12 protein-coding genes are annotated in these 15,518 nt (G+C 66.2%); 2 read left to right on the plus strand and 10 right to left on the minus strand.

Annotated features, from left to right (window positions below; all coding sequences use genetic code 11):
• Positions 1-104: 104 nt before the first annotated feature.
• The 6 genes from ACR9Y6_RS14940 to ACR9Y6_RS14965 all read right to left on the minus strand — a co-directional run bounded on the left by ACR9Y6_RS14940 (position 105) and on the right by ACR9Y6_RS14965 (position 7,678).
• The gene (locus ACR9Y6_RS14940; RefSeq protein ID WP_481281993.1) at positions 105-2,390 is read right to left on the minus strand and encodes a CocE/NonD family hydrolase; all 2,286 of its coding nucleotides are present in this window, start codon (positions 2,388-2,390) and stop codon (positions 105-107) included.
• A gap of 105 nt (positions 2,391-2,495) precedes the next feature.
• Positions 2,496-3,155 carry a M24 family metallopeptidase gene (locus ACR9Y6_RS14945; RefSeq protein WP_481281994.1) on the minus strand — a complete coding sequence of 220 codons (660 nt, stop codon included), beginning with the start codon at positions 3,153-3,155 and terminating at the stop codon, positions 2,496-2,498.
• Positions 3,156-3,183: 28 nt separating this feature from the next.
• The gene (locus ACR9Y6_RS14950; RefSeq protein ID WP_481281995.1) at positions 3,184-3,765 is read right to left on the minus strand and encodes a TetR/AcrR family transcriptional regulator; all 582 of its coding nucleotides are present in this window, start codon (positions 3,763-3,765) and stop codon (positions 3,184-3,186) included.
• Positions 3,766-3,792: 27 nt separating this feature from the next.
• The gene (locus tag ACR9Y6_RS14955; RefSeq protein WP_481281996.1) at positions 3,793-5,331 is read right to left on the minus strand and encodes a DHA2 family efflux MFS transporter permease subunit; all 1,539 of its coding nucleotides are present in this window, start codon (positions 5,329-5,331) and stop codon (positions 3,793-3,795) included.
• Complete coding sequence (locus ACR9Y6_RS14960) at positions 5,328-6,392, minus strand: HlyD family secretion protein (RefSeq protein ID WP_481281997.1); 1,065 nt, start codon at positions 6,390-6,392, stop codon at positions 5,328-5,330. The genes ACR9Y6_RS14955 and ACR9Y6_RS14960 overlap by 4 nt, the downstream gene beginning before the upstream one ends.
• Before the next feature lie 254 nt (positions 6,393-6,646).
• On the minus strand, positions 6,647-7,678 hold the full coding sequence (locus tag ACR9Y6_RS14965; protein ID WP_481282743.1) for a CDP-glycerol glycerophosphotransferase family protein: 1,032 nt from the start codon (positions 7,676-7,678) through the stop codon (positions 6,647-6,649).
• 78 nt (positions 7,679-7,756) lie between these two features.
• On the opposite strand from ACR9Y6_RS14965, the gene ACR9Y6_RS14970 reads away from it, so the two are divergent.
• Complete coding sequence (locus ACR9Y6_RS14970; protein ID WP_481281998.1) at positions 7,757-8,527, plus strand: glycosyltransferase family 2 protein; 771 nt, start codon at positions 7,757-7,759, stop codon at positions 8,525-8,527.
• 5 nt (positions 8,528-8,532) lie between these two features.
• On the opposite strand, the gene ACR9Y6_RS14975 is transcribed toward ACR9Y6_RS14970, so the two are convergent.
• Positions 8,533-9,606 (minus strand): NAD(P)H-dependent flavin oxidoreductase, encoded by a 1,074-nt coding sequence (locus ACR9Y6_RS14975; protein WP_481281999.1) that lies wholly within the window; start codon positions 9,604-9,606, stop codon positions 8,533-8,535.
• A 178-nt stretch (positions 9,607-9,784) separates the two neighbouring features.
• On the opposite strand from ACR9Y6_RS14975, the gene ACR9Y6_RS14980 reads away from it, so the two are divergent.
• On the plus strand, positions 9,785-11,554 hold the full coding sequence (locus ACR9Y6_RS14980) for an FAD-dependent oxidoreductase (RefSeq protein ID WP_481282000.1): 1,770 nt from the start codon (positions 9,785-9,787) through the stop codon (positions 11,552-11,554).
• Positions 11,555-11,566: 12 nt separating this feature from the next.
• Here the strand turns inward: ACR9Y6_RS14980 and paoC are convergent, their stop codons facing one another.
• The 3 genes from paoC to paoA are packed head-to-tail and all read right to left on the minus strand — an operon-like array spanning position 11,567 to position 15,359.
• Entirely contained in the window at positions 11,567-13,765 is a 2,199-nt protein-coding gene (gene paoC, locus ACR9Y6_RS14985) for an aldehyde oxidoreductase molybdenum-binding subunit PaoC (protein ID WP_481282001.1), read from the minus strand.
• Positions 13,762-14,721, minus strand: coding sequence for an FAD binding domain-containing protein (locus ACR9Y6_RS14990; RefSeq protein WP_481282002.1), 960 nt, complete (start codon positions 14,719-14,721; stop codon positions 13,762-13,764). The genes paoC and ACR9Y6_RS14990 overlap by 4 nt, the downstream gene beginning before the upstream one ends.
• Positions 14,718-15,359 (minus strand): aldehyde dehydrogenase iron-sulfur subunit PaoA, encoded by a 642-nt coding sequence (gene paoA, locus ACR9Y6_RS14995; protein WP_481282003.1) that lies wholly within the window; start codon positions 15,357-15,359, stop codon positions 14,718-14,720. Before paoA ends, ACR9Y6_RS14990 begins: the two co-directional genes overlap by 4 nt.
• Between the last annotated feature and the right edge of the window lie 159 nt (positions 15,360-15,518).

Consider the following 15,518-nt stretch of genomic DNA (forward strand, 5'->3'; position numbering starts at 1 on the left):
GGGCGCATGGCGGCATCGGCTGCCGCACCCGGTCATTATTGCGAATGAATCTCATTACAATGATGACTTAAAAGCCCCTTCCCGCGCAATAATGCGAATGAATGTTATTTACCAGGGTGGGCCGGGAGCGCTGTCCCGCCCATGGGAAGGTCGAGATAACTGCCGCCCAGCCACTCGATCCGCAGCGGCTCACCCGCATCGGCGCGGCTTTCCATGCCGACATCCTTGCCGCTCCCCATGTTGATCGACGAGCCCGGTTCCTTGACCACGGACACCACCGCGACGAGCCGGCTGCCAGGCTCGAACAACCGGCTGGTGGTACGCCCATTGGTGAACGCGAGCGTCGTGCGTTTGCCCGGCACCAGGAGGTGCCGCCGCGCGCGATCCTCCATGTAACTGGCGCGTGCCAGGTACCAGGACAGCTGGAAGTATTCGCCGCTGGCCTTCTTCTCGTACAGCGTGATGCGCAGGTCGAAGTCTCGCTTGTTCGTCACCACGTCGAGCTTGCCCGAAAACAAGCCGCTTAACTCGGTACCGGCGGGCAACGGTTCGCTGGTGAAGACGAGGGCATGGCGATCGTCCAGCACGGCCGGCGACGCATCCTCCGCGGGAAGGTCGTCCCGCTCGCCAAGGTTCACGCTAAGAACCGAAGTGCTCGTGGAAGGACGATCCCGCAGCCTGGCCTCGCCATCCTCCGTCACGAGAAAGAGCCGCCGACTTCCCGGCGCCATCCTCTCGATGCTGGGCGCGTGCTTCCACACGTTCGCACCCATCACCTCGTAATTGATCCGGTCTTCCAGCAAGGCCGGCTTCGCTCCGCCACGGAAGACATAGTCGAACCACTGGTAGCGAAGCACGCGACTGATGTCGATCTTCGCCACCGGGTCGATGGCATAACCGTAGACCACCGGCCGTGCCTTGCGTTGCGCGCCCACGTGGTCCCACGGGCCGATCAGCAGGTAATGTTCCGCATGCGGGTTGTAGCGCCGATGTTCGCGCACGTAATGCAGCGCGCCGATCTGTCCACCGTCGAAGTAACCGGTCGTCGTGAGCACGGGAATGTCGATGGCGGCGAACTCGCGGCCCTGCGGGATCATGTCCCGCCAGTAGTCGTCGTACGAGGGGTGGTCCAGCCAGCGCTGGAAGACCGGATTCGGCTTGCCTTCCAGTTCGTCGAGCGCCCGGTAGTTCTTGCCGCTTTCGTACCACCGCCGATAGAGGTCGTTCCAGTGCGCTTTGTCGCCGTAGCGTTTTTCGTCCAGGCCTTTGCCTTCGGCCACGTACGGCGCCCATGGGTAGACGAAGGACAACGACACGTTACCTTCCATCGGCACATCGATACCCGGCGCCACCGTGACCGAGGGCATCAGCGCGCGTAGCGCCTTCGGCCGGTGTTTCGCGGCGGCCCATTGGGTGAAACCGTTGTAGCTTCCTCCATACATGCCGACACGGCCATCGCTCCATGGCTGTTTCGCGATCCATTCGATCGCGGCGTCCGCGTCCACGCCATCGTGTTCGTAGGGCACGGTCTGTCCGGTCGACAGTCCCTTGCCACGCGAATAGCCGACCACGGCGGCGTAGCCGTGCGCGGCGGTGAGGCGCAGCTCGGTCGAGGACCACCACGGATTGGCGTAGATGGTGAAACCGAGCAAGGTGGGCAGCGGCACGGTGCGATGCCTGGGCAGCATGACCAGCACGGTGACCGATGCGCCATCGGGAGTCGGCACGAGCATCGGTTCCCGTACGTCGTAGCGGCGGCGATCGTCTTCGTCGATCAGCTTCTCGGTAAAGGGGCGGAATGCCGCATAGGCTTCGGCGGTCTGGTACGCCTTGACCAGGGCGACCGCGTCAGCCACCGCGACGTCACTCCCCTTGCGCTGCGCGAGCAGGTCCAGGTAATCCGCGCGCAACCGAGCAGGTTGTGGGCCGTACGGCTCCATGTCCGAACCCAAGCTGGAGATGACCTGCGAAGCCATCACGTCGTCGAGCGTGGCGAACACTTCCCGGAACGCACGCGCATATGCCTCGCCGAACGGCAGGTGCATGGTGGCCTCGGCCTGGCGCGCACGCGCATAGACCAGCCAGCAGATGACACCTGCCGCATCGAGTGGCTGGGCGCTCGCCTTGCGCAGGACAACGAGTTCACCGAGGCTTCGCGCGGCATCGTCGTAGCGGTGCGCGACCAGTTGCAAGGCCGCCAGGTTGTCGAGATACGCCGCGCGGTCCGGCTCCGTGTAGGCGACGATCGCCTCGGCCGCCAGCTCACGTATCCCGGCGTCGCCATTCGAGCCGCCTTTCCATGGCAACCTCGCCGTCCCAGCCATCGCCGAGGCCACGGCGAACACAAGGGCAAGAGCCATGATCCAGCGGCGTACGGTGTGCTTCGGCATGATCGGGTATCCATGAGGTTGCCGTGAGGTTGCCCATGCCCGCCCGCCCCGGACAGTGCCGTCGGGCATGTCTTGCCGGTGCGCTTGGGTAGCACACGGCGACAGTCAGGCGATCAGCAGGTCTTCGAAGAAGGCGCCGAAGGGCAAGGAGGGATGGGCGATCTGTACCTCGAGGATCCAGAGACCCGGCGCAGGCGCGGCATCGAACTGGCCCAACGGGCCCGCCTTGTGCACCGCGTGCGGATAGTCGCCGACGCGGTGCCCCTTGGTCTCGTGATTGAGGCGCCAGCCCATGGCCGCGGCCTCGTCTTCCGCATGGGCATACAACGCCGTGCCGGTGACGCCTTCGCGCCACCTTGCCGCCGTCCGAGCGAAGAGTTCGCGGGCCGCCTCCGCGCAGGCGCGCCTATCGGCATCGTCACCGACGACGAAGGTGTCGCCCACATCGCCTTCGTGGCCATCGAAGACAGGGCCGAGGTCGATGAAGAAGATGTCGTTGTCCTGGAGCACCGTGCCCGGCGCGGAAGGCTGCCGGAAGGTCTTCAACGTGTTCGCGCCGAAGCGAATGATGCTCGGATGCCAGATGCGTTGCATGCCGGCGGCGTCGAGGCGTTCCTTCGCCAACGCAGCGGCATCGGCTTCATTCATGCCGGGAACGATGCGCACGGCGATGTCCCGTAAAGCCACCCAGGAACGCTCGCGGGCGGCGAGCATGCTCTCACGCGAGAAAGCGGCTCCGACGTTTTCGGCGGTGGAAGTCGGCATGATCGCGGCCAGATTGGGCTGGCCGTCATTATCGGTGCTTTGCGTCCGCCAAGGCCAGGGCCGCGTGCATGCCGCCCTCGAGGACACGCGCGGAGAGGGCATCGTCGTTGGTGGCGCGGGCGACCTGCATGGTGCCTGCCATGAGGCCATAGAGAACGGTGGCACGCGAAAGCGCATCGTCGCGTGGGAGGGAAGGCCACTGCGCAGCCATCAGTTCGATGAATTCGGTGACACCGTCCGTATAGGCGCTGCGCACGACGTCGGAATGCCTGGCCACTTCGGCGGAGAGGATGGCGACGGGGCAGCCCGTGCCGGGATGGTCACGGTGGCGTACCGAGAAATAGCTGCGGATCATGCCCGCCAGGCCTTCTCCGGAATCGATCCAGTGGCGCAGCCTACCGAGGCGCTCGTTCATCGCGGCGGTCACGGCCTCGCGTGTCAGGTCTTCCTTCGAATCGAAATGGTTGTAGAACGCGCCATTGGTGATGCCGGCTGCGGACATCAGGGATTTCATGCCTTCGGCCTCGATGCCGTGTTCGCGGAATCGCCGCGACGCGGTGTCGACGATGCGTTGGCGCGTCCGCTCCTTGTGGTCTATTTCATAACGCATGGGTCGTGTCCCTCTGCGAAGAAAGGATCAGTGCGCGTCGGCGGAAGGCGCCTGGGGCGCCTGCACCTTGCGCATCAGGGGAACCATCACGGTGGCGATCGCGAAGCACACCATGATGGAAAAAAAGGCGTCGCTATAGGTCAGCGTCTGCGCTTCGCGGAACGTCAGCTGCCATAGCGAACGTAACGCGACGGTGTACGCCTCGGTGTCGGGCTGCACGCCGTCGAACAGACGGTTCATCGGCTCGTTCGCCGGCGTAAGGTGCTCTGCGAGCCGATAGAAATGCAGGTTGGTTCGGTCGTTGAGGATGGTCGCGCAGGCGGCGATGCCCATCGCTCCACCCAGGTTCCGCATGAGGTTGAAGAGCCCGGAGGCCTGTTTCAGTCGCGCGGGTGGAAGGCTGCCCAGCGTGAGCGTCACGGTGGGGGCCACGGCGAACTGCTGGCCGAGGCCGCGAAAGGCCTGCGGCAGCATCAGTTCCGTGGCGCTCCAGTCGTGCGTGATCGGCGTGAACTCGAACATCGACAACGTGAACAACGCCAGCCCCAGCATCAGCAACCAGCGCAGGTCCACGCGGTTGGCCATCATCGCGTACACGGGGATCGCCATGATCTGGAAGACGCCGGTCGAAAGCACCGCCTTGCCTATCTGCAGGGCGCTGTATCCCTCGACGCGTCCCAGGAACAGCGGCGTGAGGTAGATCGTGCCGAACAGGCCGATGCCCGTGACGAAGGAAAAGAAACAACCAAGGGCGAAGTTGCGTTCGCGCAACGCGCGCAGGTCCACGATGGGATGTGTCGCCGTCAGTCCACGCCAGACGAATAGCACGCCCGCGGCGAGGCTGACCCATGCCGTGGCACGGATCGTGTCGTCTTCCAGCCAGTTCCAGCGAGGCCCTTCTTCCAGCGTGTACTCGAGGCAACCGAGGAAGATGGCGATCAGCGCGATGCCGATCCAGTCGCCGGCCTTCAAAAGGGAGAGGTCGGCGTCGTCGATCTTCACCAGGAGGGGAACGGCGATGGTGACGAAGGCGCCGGGCAGCAGGTTGATGAAGAACAGCCAGTGCCAGGAATAGTTGTCCGTGATCCAACCACCCAACGTGGGCCCGAGCGTGGGCGCCAGGGAAGCGATCGCGCCGATGGTGGCCGCGGCGATGACGCGTTGCTTGCCCTGGAAGAACACGAACGCGGTCGTGAACACCAAGGGGATCATCGAACCGCCAAGGAAGCCTTGCGCGGCGCGGAACCAGATCATGCTCTGGATATCCCAGGCCATGCCGCAAAGCAGGCTGGTCAGCGTAAAACCGGCGGCCGACGCGGCGAACAGCCAGCGCGTGGAGAACACGCGGCTCAACCATCCCGACAAGGGAATCACCACGATTTCCGCGATCAGGTAGCTGGTCTGTACCCAGGCCGTATCGTCCGCTCCGGCGGACAGGCCACCGCCGATGTCGCGCAACGACGCCGAGACGATCTGAATATCCAGCAGCGCGATGAACATGCCCAGGCACATCGAGGCGAAAGCGAAGATCTTCTGCCCCGGCGTGAGGTGTGCGACCGGGCTCATGGCGCCTTCGTGTCGATGCGCGCGGTGACGGATAAACCGGGACGCAGCACGCCGAGGTCGCCATCGCTGCCGTCGAGGGTCACCCGCACCGGCACGCGCTGCACGATCTTGGTGAAGTTTCCCGTGGCGTTTTCCGGCGGCAGCACGCTGAACTGGGCGCCCGTGGCCGGAGCGAGGCTGGTGACATGGCCCTTGAAACCCTTGTCCGGCAGCACGTCCGCGCGCACCTCGACTTCCTGGCCCACGTGCATCCGGGCCAGCTGGTCTTCCTTGAAGTTGGCGTCTACCCACAGGCCATGCGAAGGCACCACCACCAGCATCTGGCTGCCCGTGGCCGCATAGCCGCCGACGCGGGCGCGACGATTGCCGATCACACCGTCCACCGGCGCGCGCAGTTCGGTGTACGACAGGTTGAGCCGTGCGATATCGGCTTCGGCGCGCGCCTGCGCCAGTGCCGCTTCCACCTGCCGCTTCTGCGTGTCGATCACGTCGAGTTGCCGCTGCGCGGCCTGCACCGCCGCCGACGCACTCGCGGTTGCCGCATGGGCGGTCTGGAAGGTCGCCGTCGCGCGTTGCGCGCTTTCCACCGACACGGCCGAACGCCCGACCAGAAGGCGATAGCGCTCATCGTCCAGCTTCGATCGCGTGGCCTCCGCCTGCGCGGCGGCGAGCCCCGCGTGCGCTTCGGCGATATGGCTGTGCTGCAACTCGAACACGGCATCGAGGTTGCGCAACGCGGCCTCCTGCGCGACCACCGCCGCCTCGGCTTTCTCCAGGGCGGCGCGGTAGTCACGGTCGTCGATCTTCACCAGCAGGTCACCCTTGTGCACGACCTGGTTGTCCGCGACGGCGATGGTCTGGATATAGCCCGCTACCTTCGGTCCTATCACCGTGATGTCTCCGCCGACGTAGGCGTCGTCGGTGGTTTCGATGAAGCGCCCGCTGGTCCACCAGTGCGCGCCGTAGAGGGCGATGCCTAGCGCGGCTGCGCCCATGGCGATGAATTTCAGGGAGTTCTTGCGTGCCCTGACGGGAACGGCGGAGTCGGCGACGGCGGCCACGGGGCACCAGGAGGAAGTTGAATTACAGCTGTAATTCTATGGATGATGGGGATAATTTCAAGGGGAGGAGTTACTGCGGGGTGCCCGCTGCCGCGGGATCGCTGACAAGGTCGGCTCCCACAAGGGCCGGTGGGCCGTTCGGGCCGTTCGGGCTGTTCGGGCTGTTCGGGCTGGTTGAGCTGGTTGAGCTGGTTGAGCTGGTTGGGACTTGCCTGTGGATTGGTTGGCGGCCTGGCTGGTGGTTGGCTCGTGGGTCAGCGCAGGTCGAGCAGGTGGCCGATGTCGCGTAGCGCCTTGAAGCGCCGGATCAGGTTGAGAGGCTTCCGCCGCAACGGGCCGAAGTCGCCGCGCAGGAACGCATCGGTGGCGTCGAGCACGCGTTCGCTGGAATGACCGTCGCGATACGGGTGGATGTCGTCGCCGTGCGCACGCAGGGCGGCCATCAGTTCGGGCGGATGCGATAGCGCGCGATCGATCGCGGCATCGACGTCGGACGGCGTTGGCACGTCGAGCATGAACGGCTGCGGCACGCGGTTGGCGATGGTGACCACCGGCTTGCCCATGACCGCGAACTCATGCACCACCGACGACGTATCGCAAACGAGCACATCGGCCGCCCGCTCCATGTCGACGAGCCGTTCCGAGGTGAAGAAGCGCGCGTTGGGTGCTTCCAGGCCGCGATAGGCTGCGAACAATTCCTCCGGGCACTTCGGGTGCAAGGTGAGCAACCACTGCCGGTCGCCACGCGCGATCATGGCACGCAGCGGTTCGACCATCGCGGGTGCACTACTCAGGCGGTGACTGAAGGTGGATGCATACATGACGACGGGGCGACCGTCCGCGGGCATATCGAGCGTCGTTGCCGATGCGGGCCCGAACAGCGGGTCCAGCTTCGGCCAACCCGTTTCGCGTACCGCGAAGTAGCCGTGTTCCCGCGCGAGCGCCTCGAAAGGCAGCGTGGTGGACGGACCCTGCGTGACATAGAGATCGAAGAAACCGCGAATCGCGAAGTGACCCCGATCCGGCTCGCGCTTCTGCGCATTGAAGCCATGGAACACCTGCACCTTGATCCCGGGCAAGGCGGGCGAAACCCAGTTGGCCGCGCAATACACGGCTTCCGGATGCAGCGCCCTCGCCTCACGCAGGCTGCGCACGCGGCGTTCGTCCGCCGCGAGTTCCGTCGCCACCGCCGCCGGCACCACCCAACCCACTTCCTGGCCGCGAGCCTGCGCCGCCGCGGCCAGCGGACGCAGGATCGGCAACGCGTAGGTTTCGGTGGCGAACATCAGGCACGCGCTCAAGGGCGGCACTCCACGCTGGACGACGTGGCATTATGACGGCTCGATACCCGACACCGCACCCCGATGACCCGACGCCCCATTTCCCTTTGCGTGATCACCCAGAACGAGGCCGATCGCATCGGGGACTGCCTGGCGTCGGCTGCGCCGTTCTGCGACGACCTGGTCGTGGTCGATGGCGGCTCCACCGACGACACCGTCGCCATCGCGCGAAATGCCGGGGCACGGGTGATCTCACGGCCATTCGACGGTTTCCGCAGCCAGAAGGCGTTCGCGGTGGCCCAGGCCACGAACGACTGGGTGCTCTGCCTCGATGCGGACGAACGCGTCGGGCCCGAACTGAGGGCCGCGATCGAGCAAGCGTGTGACGAGGGATTTCGCGGCGCGGCGGGATTTCGCTTCTATCGCCGCAACGATTTCTTCGGCCGCTTCATGCGCCACGGCAATGCGGGCGCGGACAAGGTCTTGCGCCTGTTCGATCGCCGCCAGGGCGGCTGGCGTGGCCCGCGAGAGATCCACGAGTCGGTGAGCGTCGACGGCGAGGTACGGATGTTGCCCGGCTTCCTCGATCATTACCCGTATCGCTCGCTTTCGGAGCTGATGGCCAAGCAGGAGCGCTACGCGCACATGATGGCCATCGAGGAATTCGCCGCGGGCAAGCGCGCCACGCTCGCCCAGATCGTAGTGAGCCCGATGTGGCGATTCTTTCGTGGCTACGTGTTGCGCGCGGGTTTCCTCGACGGTTGGCGCGGCATCGTCTATGCCCTGCTCCGCGTGGAATACGTGCGGCGCAAGTACGTGAAGCTGTGGTTGCTGCAGCACGGCCAGAAGGCCTGAGCCGCTCAGAGACGGAGCAGCTGCGCCGCGCTTTCGACCATGTCCGCCGCGATCGCGGTCGCCGAGACCTCTCGGGCCATGGCTGCGGATTGCCCCGCCCATAGGGGCTGGAAATCGCCGTTGCCGCGTGCTTCGGCGATCTTGCGTAACGACGTCAGCGGTCCACCCGCCAGCGGGAACGGCAAGGCATCGTCGGACAAGGGACCCACTTCCCGCATGATCCGGTTGATCACGCCGCGCGCGGGCCGTCCGGTGAGCACATTGGTGATCGCCGTGTTGTCGTCGCGTGCCGAACGGAGCGCCTGGCGATGCACATCCACGCTGGTCGACTCGTCCGAAAGCAGGAAGGCGCTGCCTACCTGCACGGCCGAGGCACCCAGGCACAGCGCCGCCGCCATGCCACGCCCGTCGGCGATGCCACCGGCCGCGATCACGGGAATGGTCAAGGCGTCGACCAGTTGCGGTACGAGGGCCATGGTGCCCGGCTGGGCCGACATGTCATCGGTGAGGAAGTTGCCGCGATGGCCGCCGGCCTCGTAGCCCTGCGCGATGACCGCGTCGCAACCGCGCTGTTCCAGCCAGCGACCCTCGGCCACCGTGGTCGCCGAGGAAAACACCACCGAACCGATGGCCTTCACTCGCGCTAACAGGGGTTCCTCCGGCAGGCCGAAGTGGAAGCTCACCACTTCCGGGCGCAACGCCTCGACCATGGCGCACATGGCATCGTCGAACGGCGCGCGGCCACCGGCGGCGGGCAGGTCGCTCGCATCGACCCCGAACTCGTCGTAGTAGGGAGCGAGCCGCGCCAGCCAGCGCGCCATGGCATCGGCATCCGGCGTGACGGACCGGTGCGCGAAAAAGTTGAGATTGATCGGCGCGCGTACCGCGGCACGGTACGCCTCGACCTCGGCGGTCGCCTTCTCCACGCTGATCGAGGAACACGGGATGGCGCCGAGCCCACCGGCCCGCGCCACGGCGATAGCCAGCGCGGACAGGCCCGACCCCGCCATCGGCGCCAGCAGCAGGGGCTGGTCGATCGACAGGAGGTCGAGGATACGGCGGTCGGTCCAGGCAGGCACGGGGAAGCTCGCGGGCGACAGGTGCCGCGTGATTATAGCTCGCCGTTCATCACCGCAGGCCCGCCTTTCGTCCCTTGACCCGCTGTTTTCCTCACTTCGCGGGCGACACGCGCTCAGCACGGTGCAAAGCTCCGTCCACCCCAACGGACGCCAGCGCGTCCTCCACGAGGCTTCTTCCATGGATCGACGCACCCTGCTCAAGACCGCCTTGGTCCTGCCGCTGCTTCCCTATGCCCTGAAGCTGGACGCCTTCACCGCGACGCGCGCGGCCACGCGCGTGCGCCCGGGTTCGGCGGGCTGGCCCACCCCGGCGCAATGGCAGGCGTTGAACCGAGAGGTGGGCGGTCGCTTGTCGGTGCCCCGCTCTCCTTTCCTCGACGATGCGGCCACCCGCGCCGAAGCGCTCGCCCAGCTGACGAACCCCTTCTACATCGGCGACCAGGTGGCATTGACCCAGACCAGCGGCTACTTCGGGGCCTGGATGTCCCGGCCGAGCGCTTATGCCCTGACTGCCGAGAGTGCGGAGGACATCGCCGCCGCCGTGAAATTCGCCCGCAAGTACGGCGTCCGCCTGGTCGTGAAAGGCGGTGGCCACAGCTACCAGGGCACCTCCTGCGCCGCCGACTCACTGCTGGTCTGGACACGAAGGATGAACCGCGTGGAGATGCACGATGCCTTCATCCCCAGCGGCGCGGCGCCGGGTACACGCCCCGTGCCTGCGGTCGACGTGGGCGCCGGGGCCATGTGGATCGACGCCTATGGCGAGGTGACCACCCGGGGTGGCCGCTATGTCCAGGGTGGCGGCTGCACTACCGTCGGCGTCGCGGGACTCGTGACCGGCGGAGGATTCGGCAGCTTCTCCAAGCGTTTCGGCACCGCCGCGTCGAACCTGCTGGAAGCCGAGGTGGTCACCGCCGACGGCGAGATACGCGTCGTGAACGCTCACCGCGAACCGGAACTCTTCTGGGCCCTCAAGGGTGGCGGCGGTGGTTGCGTCGGTATCGTCACGCGCCTGACCTTGCGCACCCACGACTTGCCGGACACCGTCGGCGCGGTGTTCGGCGAGATCCAGGCCGATTCCGAGGAAGCCTATCGTGCGCTGGCGTCGGAAGCCTTGCGCTTCTATCGCGATGCCTTGTGCAACCCGCACTGGGGCGAGCAGATCGGTTTCCGGGACCAACGCAGGATGTCCGTGGCGATGGTGTTCCAGGGCCTGGACCGCGCGGCCGCCGAGGCCACCTGGGCACCCTTCATCGACTGGGTGAAGCAACGCCCGGCGTACTCGTTCCGCAAACCGCTCCAGGTGCTCGCCATGCCGGCGCGCCACTACTGGGACGCGGACTTCTTCCGCGAGCATGCACCTGACGTGGTCGTCGCCGACGCGCGCGAGGGCGCGCCGCGCGACCACATCCTCTGGAAAGGCGATCAGGGGCAGGTGGGTTGGTACATCCATGGCTATGCGTCGGCGTGGATGCCCTCGCGTTTCCTTGGCGATGGCGAACGCGAGGCGTTGGCGGCGGCGATATGCGATGCCGCGAGCCGGATGGACGTGGGCCTGCACTTCAATAAAGGTCTTTTCGGCGCTCCGCCGGAAGCCATCGCCGCGAGCCGTGACACGGCGACGAATCCCGCCATGCTCGACGCCTTCGCCCTCGCGATCATCGGCAACAGCGGCGATCCCGCTTATGAAGGACTGCCGGGCGCGCACGTGGATGAAGCACGGGCGAAAGACGGCGCGGCCAGGGTCAAGGCGGCATACGCGCGTCTCTTGAAGACGGTTCCCGGCGCCGGCTCGTATGTTTCGGAAAGCGACTATTTCCAGCAGGACTGGCAACGTGCCTTCTGGGGCGGCAACTACACGCGCCTCGCCACGGCGAAGCGTCGTTACGATCCCGACCGCCTGTTCCTCGTGCACCACGGCGTGGGCAGCGAGGGCACCGATGCCTGATCGCCGCCCGGGTCAGGCCACGGGCGGCAACGTGTCGAGGAACTTGTCCAGGGTCACCGGATAGTCGCGCACGCGCACGCCGGTGGCGTTGTACACCGCGTTGGCGACGGCGGCGGCGACCCCACATATGCCCAATTCACCCACGCCCTTGGCCTTCATCGGCGAAGACATGGGATCGGTCTCGTCGAGGAAGATCACGTCCTGGTGCGGGATGTCGGCATGCACGGGCACTTCGTATCCGGCGAGGTCGTGGTTGACGAAGAAGCCCAGGCGCCGGTCCACCACGAGTTCTTCCATCAGTGCCGCGCCGACGCCCATCGTCATCGCCCCGATCACCTGGCTGCGTGCCGACTTCGGATTGAGGATGCGCCCGGCGGCGCAGACCGCCAGCATGCGGTCGATGCGGATCTCTCCCGTGGCCGCGTCGACGCGCGCTTCGACGAAGTGCGCGCCGAAGGTCGATTGCTGGTAGCGCTTGCTCAGGTCGCCGTATTCCATGCTGTCCTCGGCGACCACCTCGCCGTCCGCCGCGGCCTGCGCGATCGGCACGCTGCGCCCGCCCGCGCCCACCTTGCCGTCCTCGAAATTGGCCGCTTCAGGGTCCAGTCCCAATTTCCGGGCGATGGCCTGGCGCAATTTCACGCATGCGGCGTAGACACCCGCCGTCGAGCTGTTGCCACCCCACTGCCCGCCCGAACCGGACGAGACGGGAAACGTCGAATCGCCAAGGCGTACGTCGATGCGATCCAGCGGCAGGCCCATCATCTCGGCGGCGGTCTGCGCGATGATCGTGTAGCTGCCCGTGCCGATGTCGGTCATGTCGGTTTCCACCGTGACGCGTCCGTTGCGATCCAGGCGCACGCGGGCACCGGACTTCATCACGAGGTTGTTACGAAACGCGGCCGCCACGCCCATGCCCACGAGCCAGCGCCCGTCACGTGTCGTCGCGGGACGCGGCGCGCGGCGTTCCCAGCCGAAGCGTTTCGCCCCCGTGCGCAGGCATTCGACCAGCCGGCGTTGCGAGAACGGACGGTCGGGCTTTTCCGGATCGACCTGGGTGTCGTTGAGGACGCGGAACTCGATCGGATCCATGCCGAGCTTCTCGGCCATCTCGTCGATCGCGATCTCGAGCGCCATCAATCCCGATGCTTCGCCTGGCGCACGCATGGCGTTGCCTTCGGGAAGATCGAGCACGGCAAGGCGGGTGGCCGTCATGCGGTCGGCGCCGGCATAGAGCAGGCGCGTCTGTTGCACCGCCGTTTCCGGATCGCCGCCCGGAAGGTCGCCCGACCAGCTCTCGTGGCCGATGGCCTGGATCTTCCCGTCTTTCGAGGCACCGATACGGATTCGCTGGATCGTCGCGGGGCGGTGCGTCGTATTGTTGATCATGAAGGGACGCGGCAAGGCCACCGCCACGGGACGTCTGGCTGCCCGTGCGCCGAGTGCGGCAAGCAATGCGTCGGAGCGGACGAAGAGCTTGCCGCCGAAGCCGCCGCCGATGTACGGCGAAACGAGCCGTACGTTCTCCTTCGGAATGCCCAGTGTGAGCGCGACATCGCCCCGCCCCCAGTCGATCATCTGGTTCGACGTCCACAAGGTGAGCTTGTCGCCTTCCCATGCCGCGATGGTGGCATGCGGTTCCATCATCGCGTGCGAGTGGTCCGGCGTGGTGTACATGGCATCGAGCTTCACCGCCGAGGCCGCGTAGCCCGCGGCGAAGTCGCCCACCGCCGTATCCGATTTTCCTCGTTCCGGTTTCGTAGCGGTGTCCTTCGCCGCGGCGAGGTCGAATTTGCCGGGAGTGCGGGCGTAATCCACGCGCACGAGCTGTGCCGCGGCGCGTGCCTGCTCGAAGGTTTCCGCGACCACCACCGCGACGGCCTGGTGGTAGTGTTCGATTTCCGGGCCGCCGAGCAAGTTCGCCGTATTGAACTTGCCCTTGCCCAGTTTGCCCGCCGTCTTCGCGGTGACGATCGCCAGCACGCCGGGTGCGCGCTGCGCACGGGTGAGGTCGATCGAGGCGATGCGGCCCTTGGCGATGGACGAGCCGACTACATAGCCATAGGCGTGATGGGGAACGGCTTCGTGCTGTTCGTACGCGTAATGCGCGGTGCCCGTGGTCTTGAACGGCCCGTCGATGCGGTCCACGGGCTGGCCGACGACCTTCAGGCGATCGATCGGATTGGTGGTGGCGGGAGTGTCGAATTTCATGCCTTCGTCTCCTTCGCTTCGGCGAGGCCCGCCGCGATGGTCCGTTCGACCAAGGTGACCTTGAAGGCATTGCCTTCGGTCGGCTGCGCGCCGGCGAGCAACCGGGTCGCAACGGCCTTGGCTCCCTTCGGGAGTTCGGCTTCCGCCGCCTCCACCCGCCATGGTTTGTGCGCCACGCCACCGAGCGCCACGCGGCCACTGCCATCGGACTGCACGATCATGGCTACCGACACCAGGGCGAACGCATAGGACGCGCGGTCGCGCACCTTGTGATAGAGCTGCGTGCCGCCGACGGGCTTGGGCAAGGTGACGGCGGTGATCAGCTCGCCCGGCACCAGCACGTTTTCGATGTGCGGCGTGTTTCCAGGCAAGGTATGGAAGTCCGCGATGGGGATGCGGCGCGTGCTGCCATCCGGACGCACGGTTTCCACCGTGGCATCGAGCGCACGCATGGCCACGGCCATGTCGCTCGGGTGCACGGCGATGCACGACTTGCTCGCCCCCACGATCGCGTGCTGCCGGCTGAAGCCGCCGATCGCCGCGCAGCCGCTGCCTGGCAAGCGCTTGTTGCAGGCCTGGTTGGTGTCGTAGAAGTACGGGCAACGCGTGCGTTGGAGCAGGTTGCCACCCGTGGTGGCCTTGTTGCGCAACTGGCCGGAGGCACCGGCGAGCAAGGCTCGCGAGAGCAAGGGATAGTCCCGCCTGATCCTCGCGTCGGCGGCGAGGTCGGTATTGCGGACCATGGCGCCGAGCCGAAGCCCACCTTCATTGGTGGGCTCGATTTTATCGAGGTCCAGCCCGTTGACGTCGACCAGGTGCGCCGGTTCCTCGATGCCGATCTTCATCAGGTCGAGGAGGTTCGTTCCGCCCGCGATGAACTTCGCTCCGGGAACACGGGCTGCCGCGGACGCGGCGGCGGCCGGGGATTCGGCGCGTTCGTAGGTAAACGACTTCATGCCTTCACCCCCGCCACTTCGGCGATCGCTTCCTGGATATTGGAGTACGCGCCGCAGCGGCAGATGTTGCCGCTCATCCGTTCGCGCAACTCCAAGGGACTTATCCGGGCCCTGGCGGTCAGGTCGGTCGTGGCATGGCTGGGAATGTCGTCGCGTATCTCGTCGAGGACCGCCACGGCCGAACAGATCTGTCCCGGCGTGCAGTAGCCGCACTGGTAACCGTCGTGCTTGATGAAGGCGGCCTGCATCGGATGAAGGCGCGCGGGCGTGCCGAGGCCTTCGATCGTGGTGACCTTCGCTCCCTGGTGCATCACCGCCAGGGTGAGGCAACTGTTGATGCGGCGGCCATCGACGATGACGGTGCAGGCGCCGCACTGACCGTGGTCGCAACCCTTCTTCGTACCGGTGAGATGCATGTGCTCGCGCAAGGCGTCGAGCAGGGTCGTCCGTGTATCCAGGTCGAGCTCCTGCGCCTTGCCGTTGACCTCCATGGCGACCTTGGCGGTGACGGGCGGTCGCGTGCCGTCCTTGGCGGCAGGGGCGGCGACGAGTCCGGGAACGGCGAGCGCCGTTGCCGAGACCGCTCCCATTTTCAGGACTTCGCGGCGCGTGAATTTCCAGTCGTTCGACGGATCCATGGGTCGGTCCTCAGCGCTGTTGGGGTTTGCCTGGACAGGCGGCCGGGGCTAGCTCGCCGAGCGTAGGTCATTCAGGGCCGGGTTTGTAGATCTCGAATCCGCAAGATCTCATATCGATAATTCATGAATGAGCGCGCTGGACGCGCGTTCCGGCGTCGG

Source organism: Luteibacter sp. TLI7-4A (assembly GCF_056754745.1).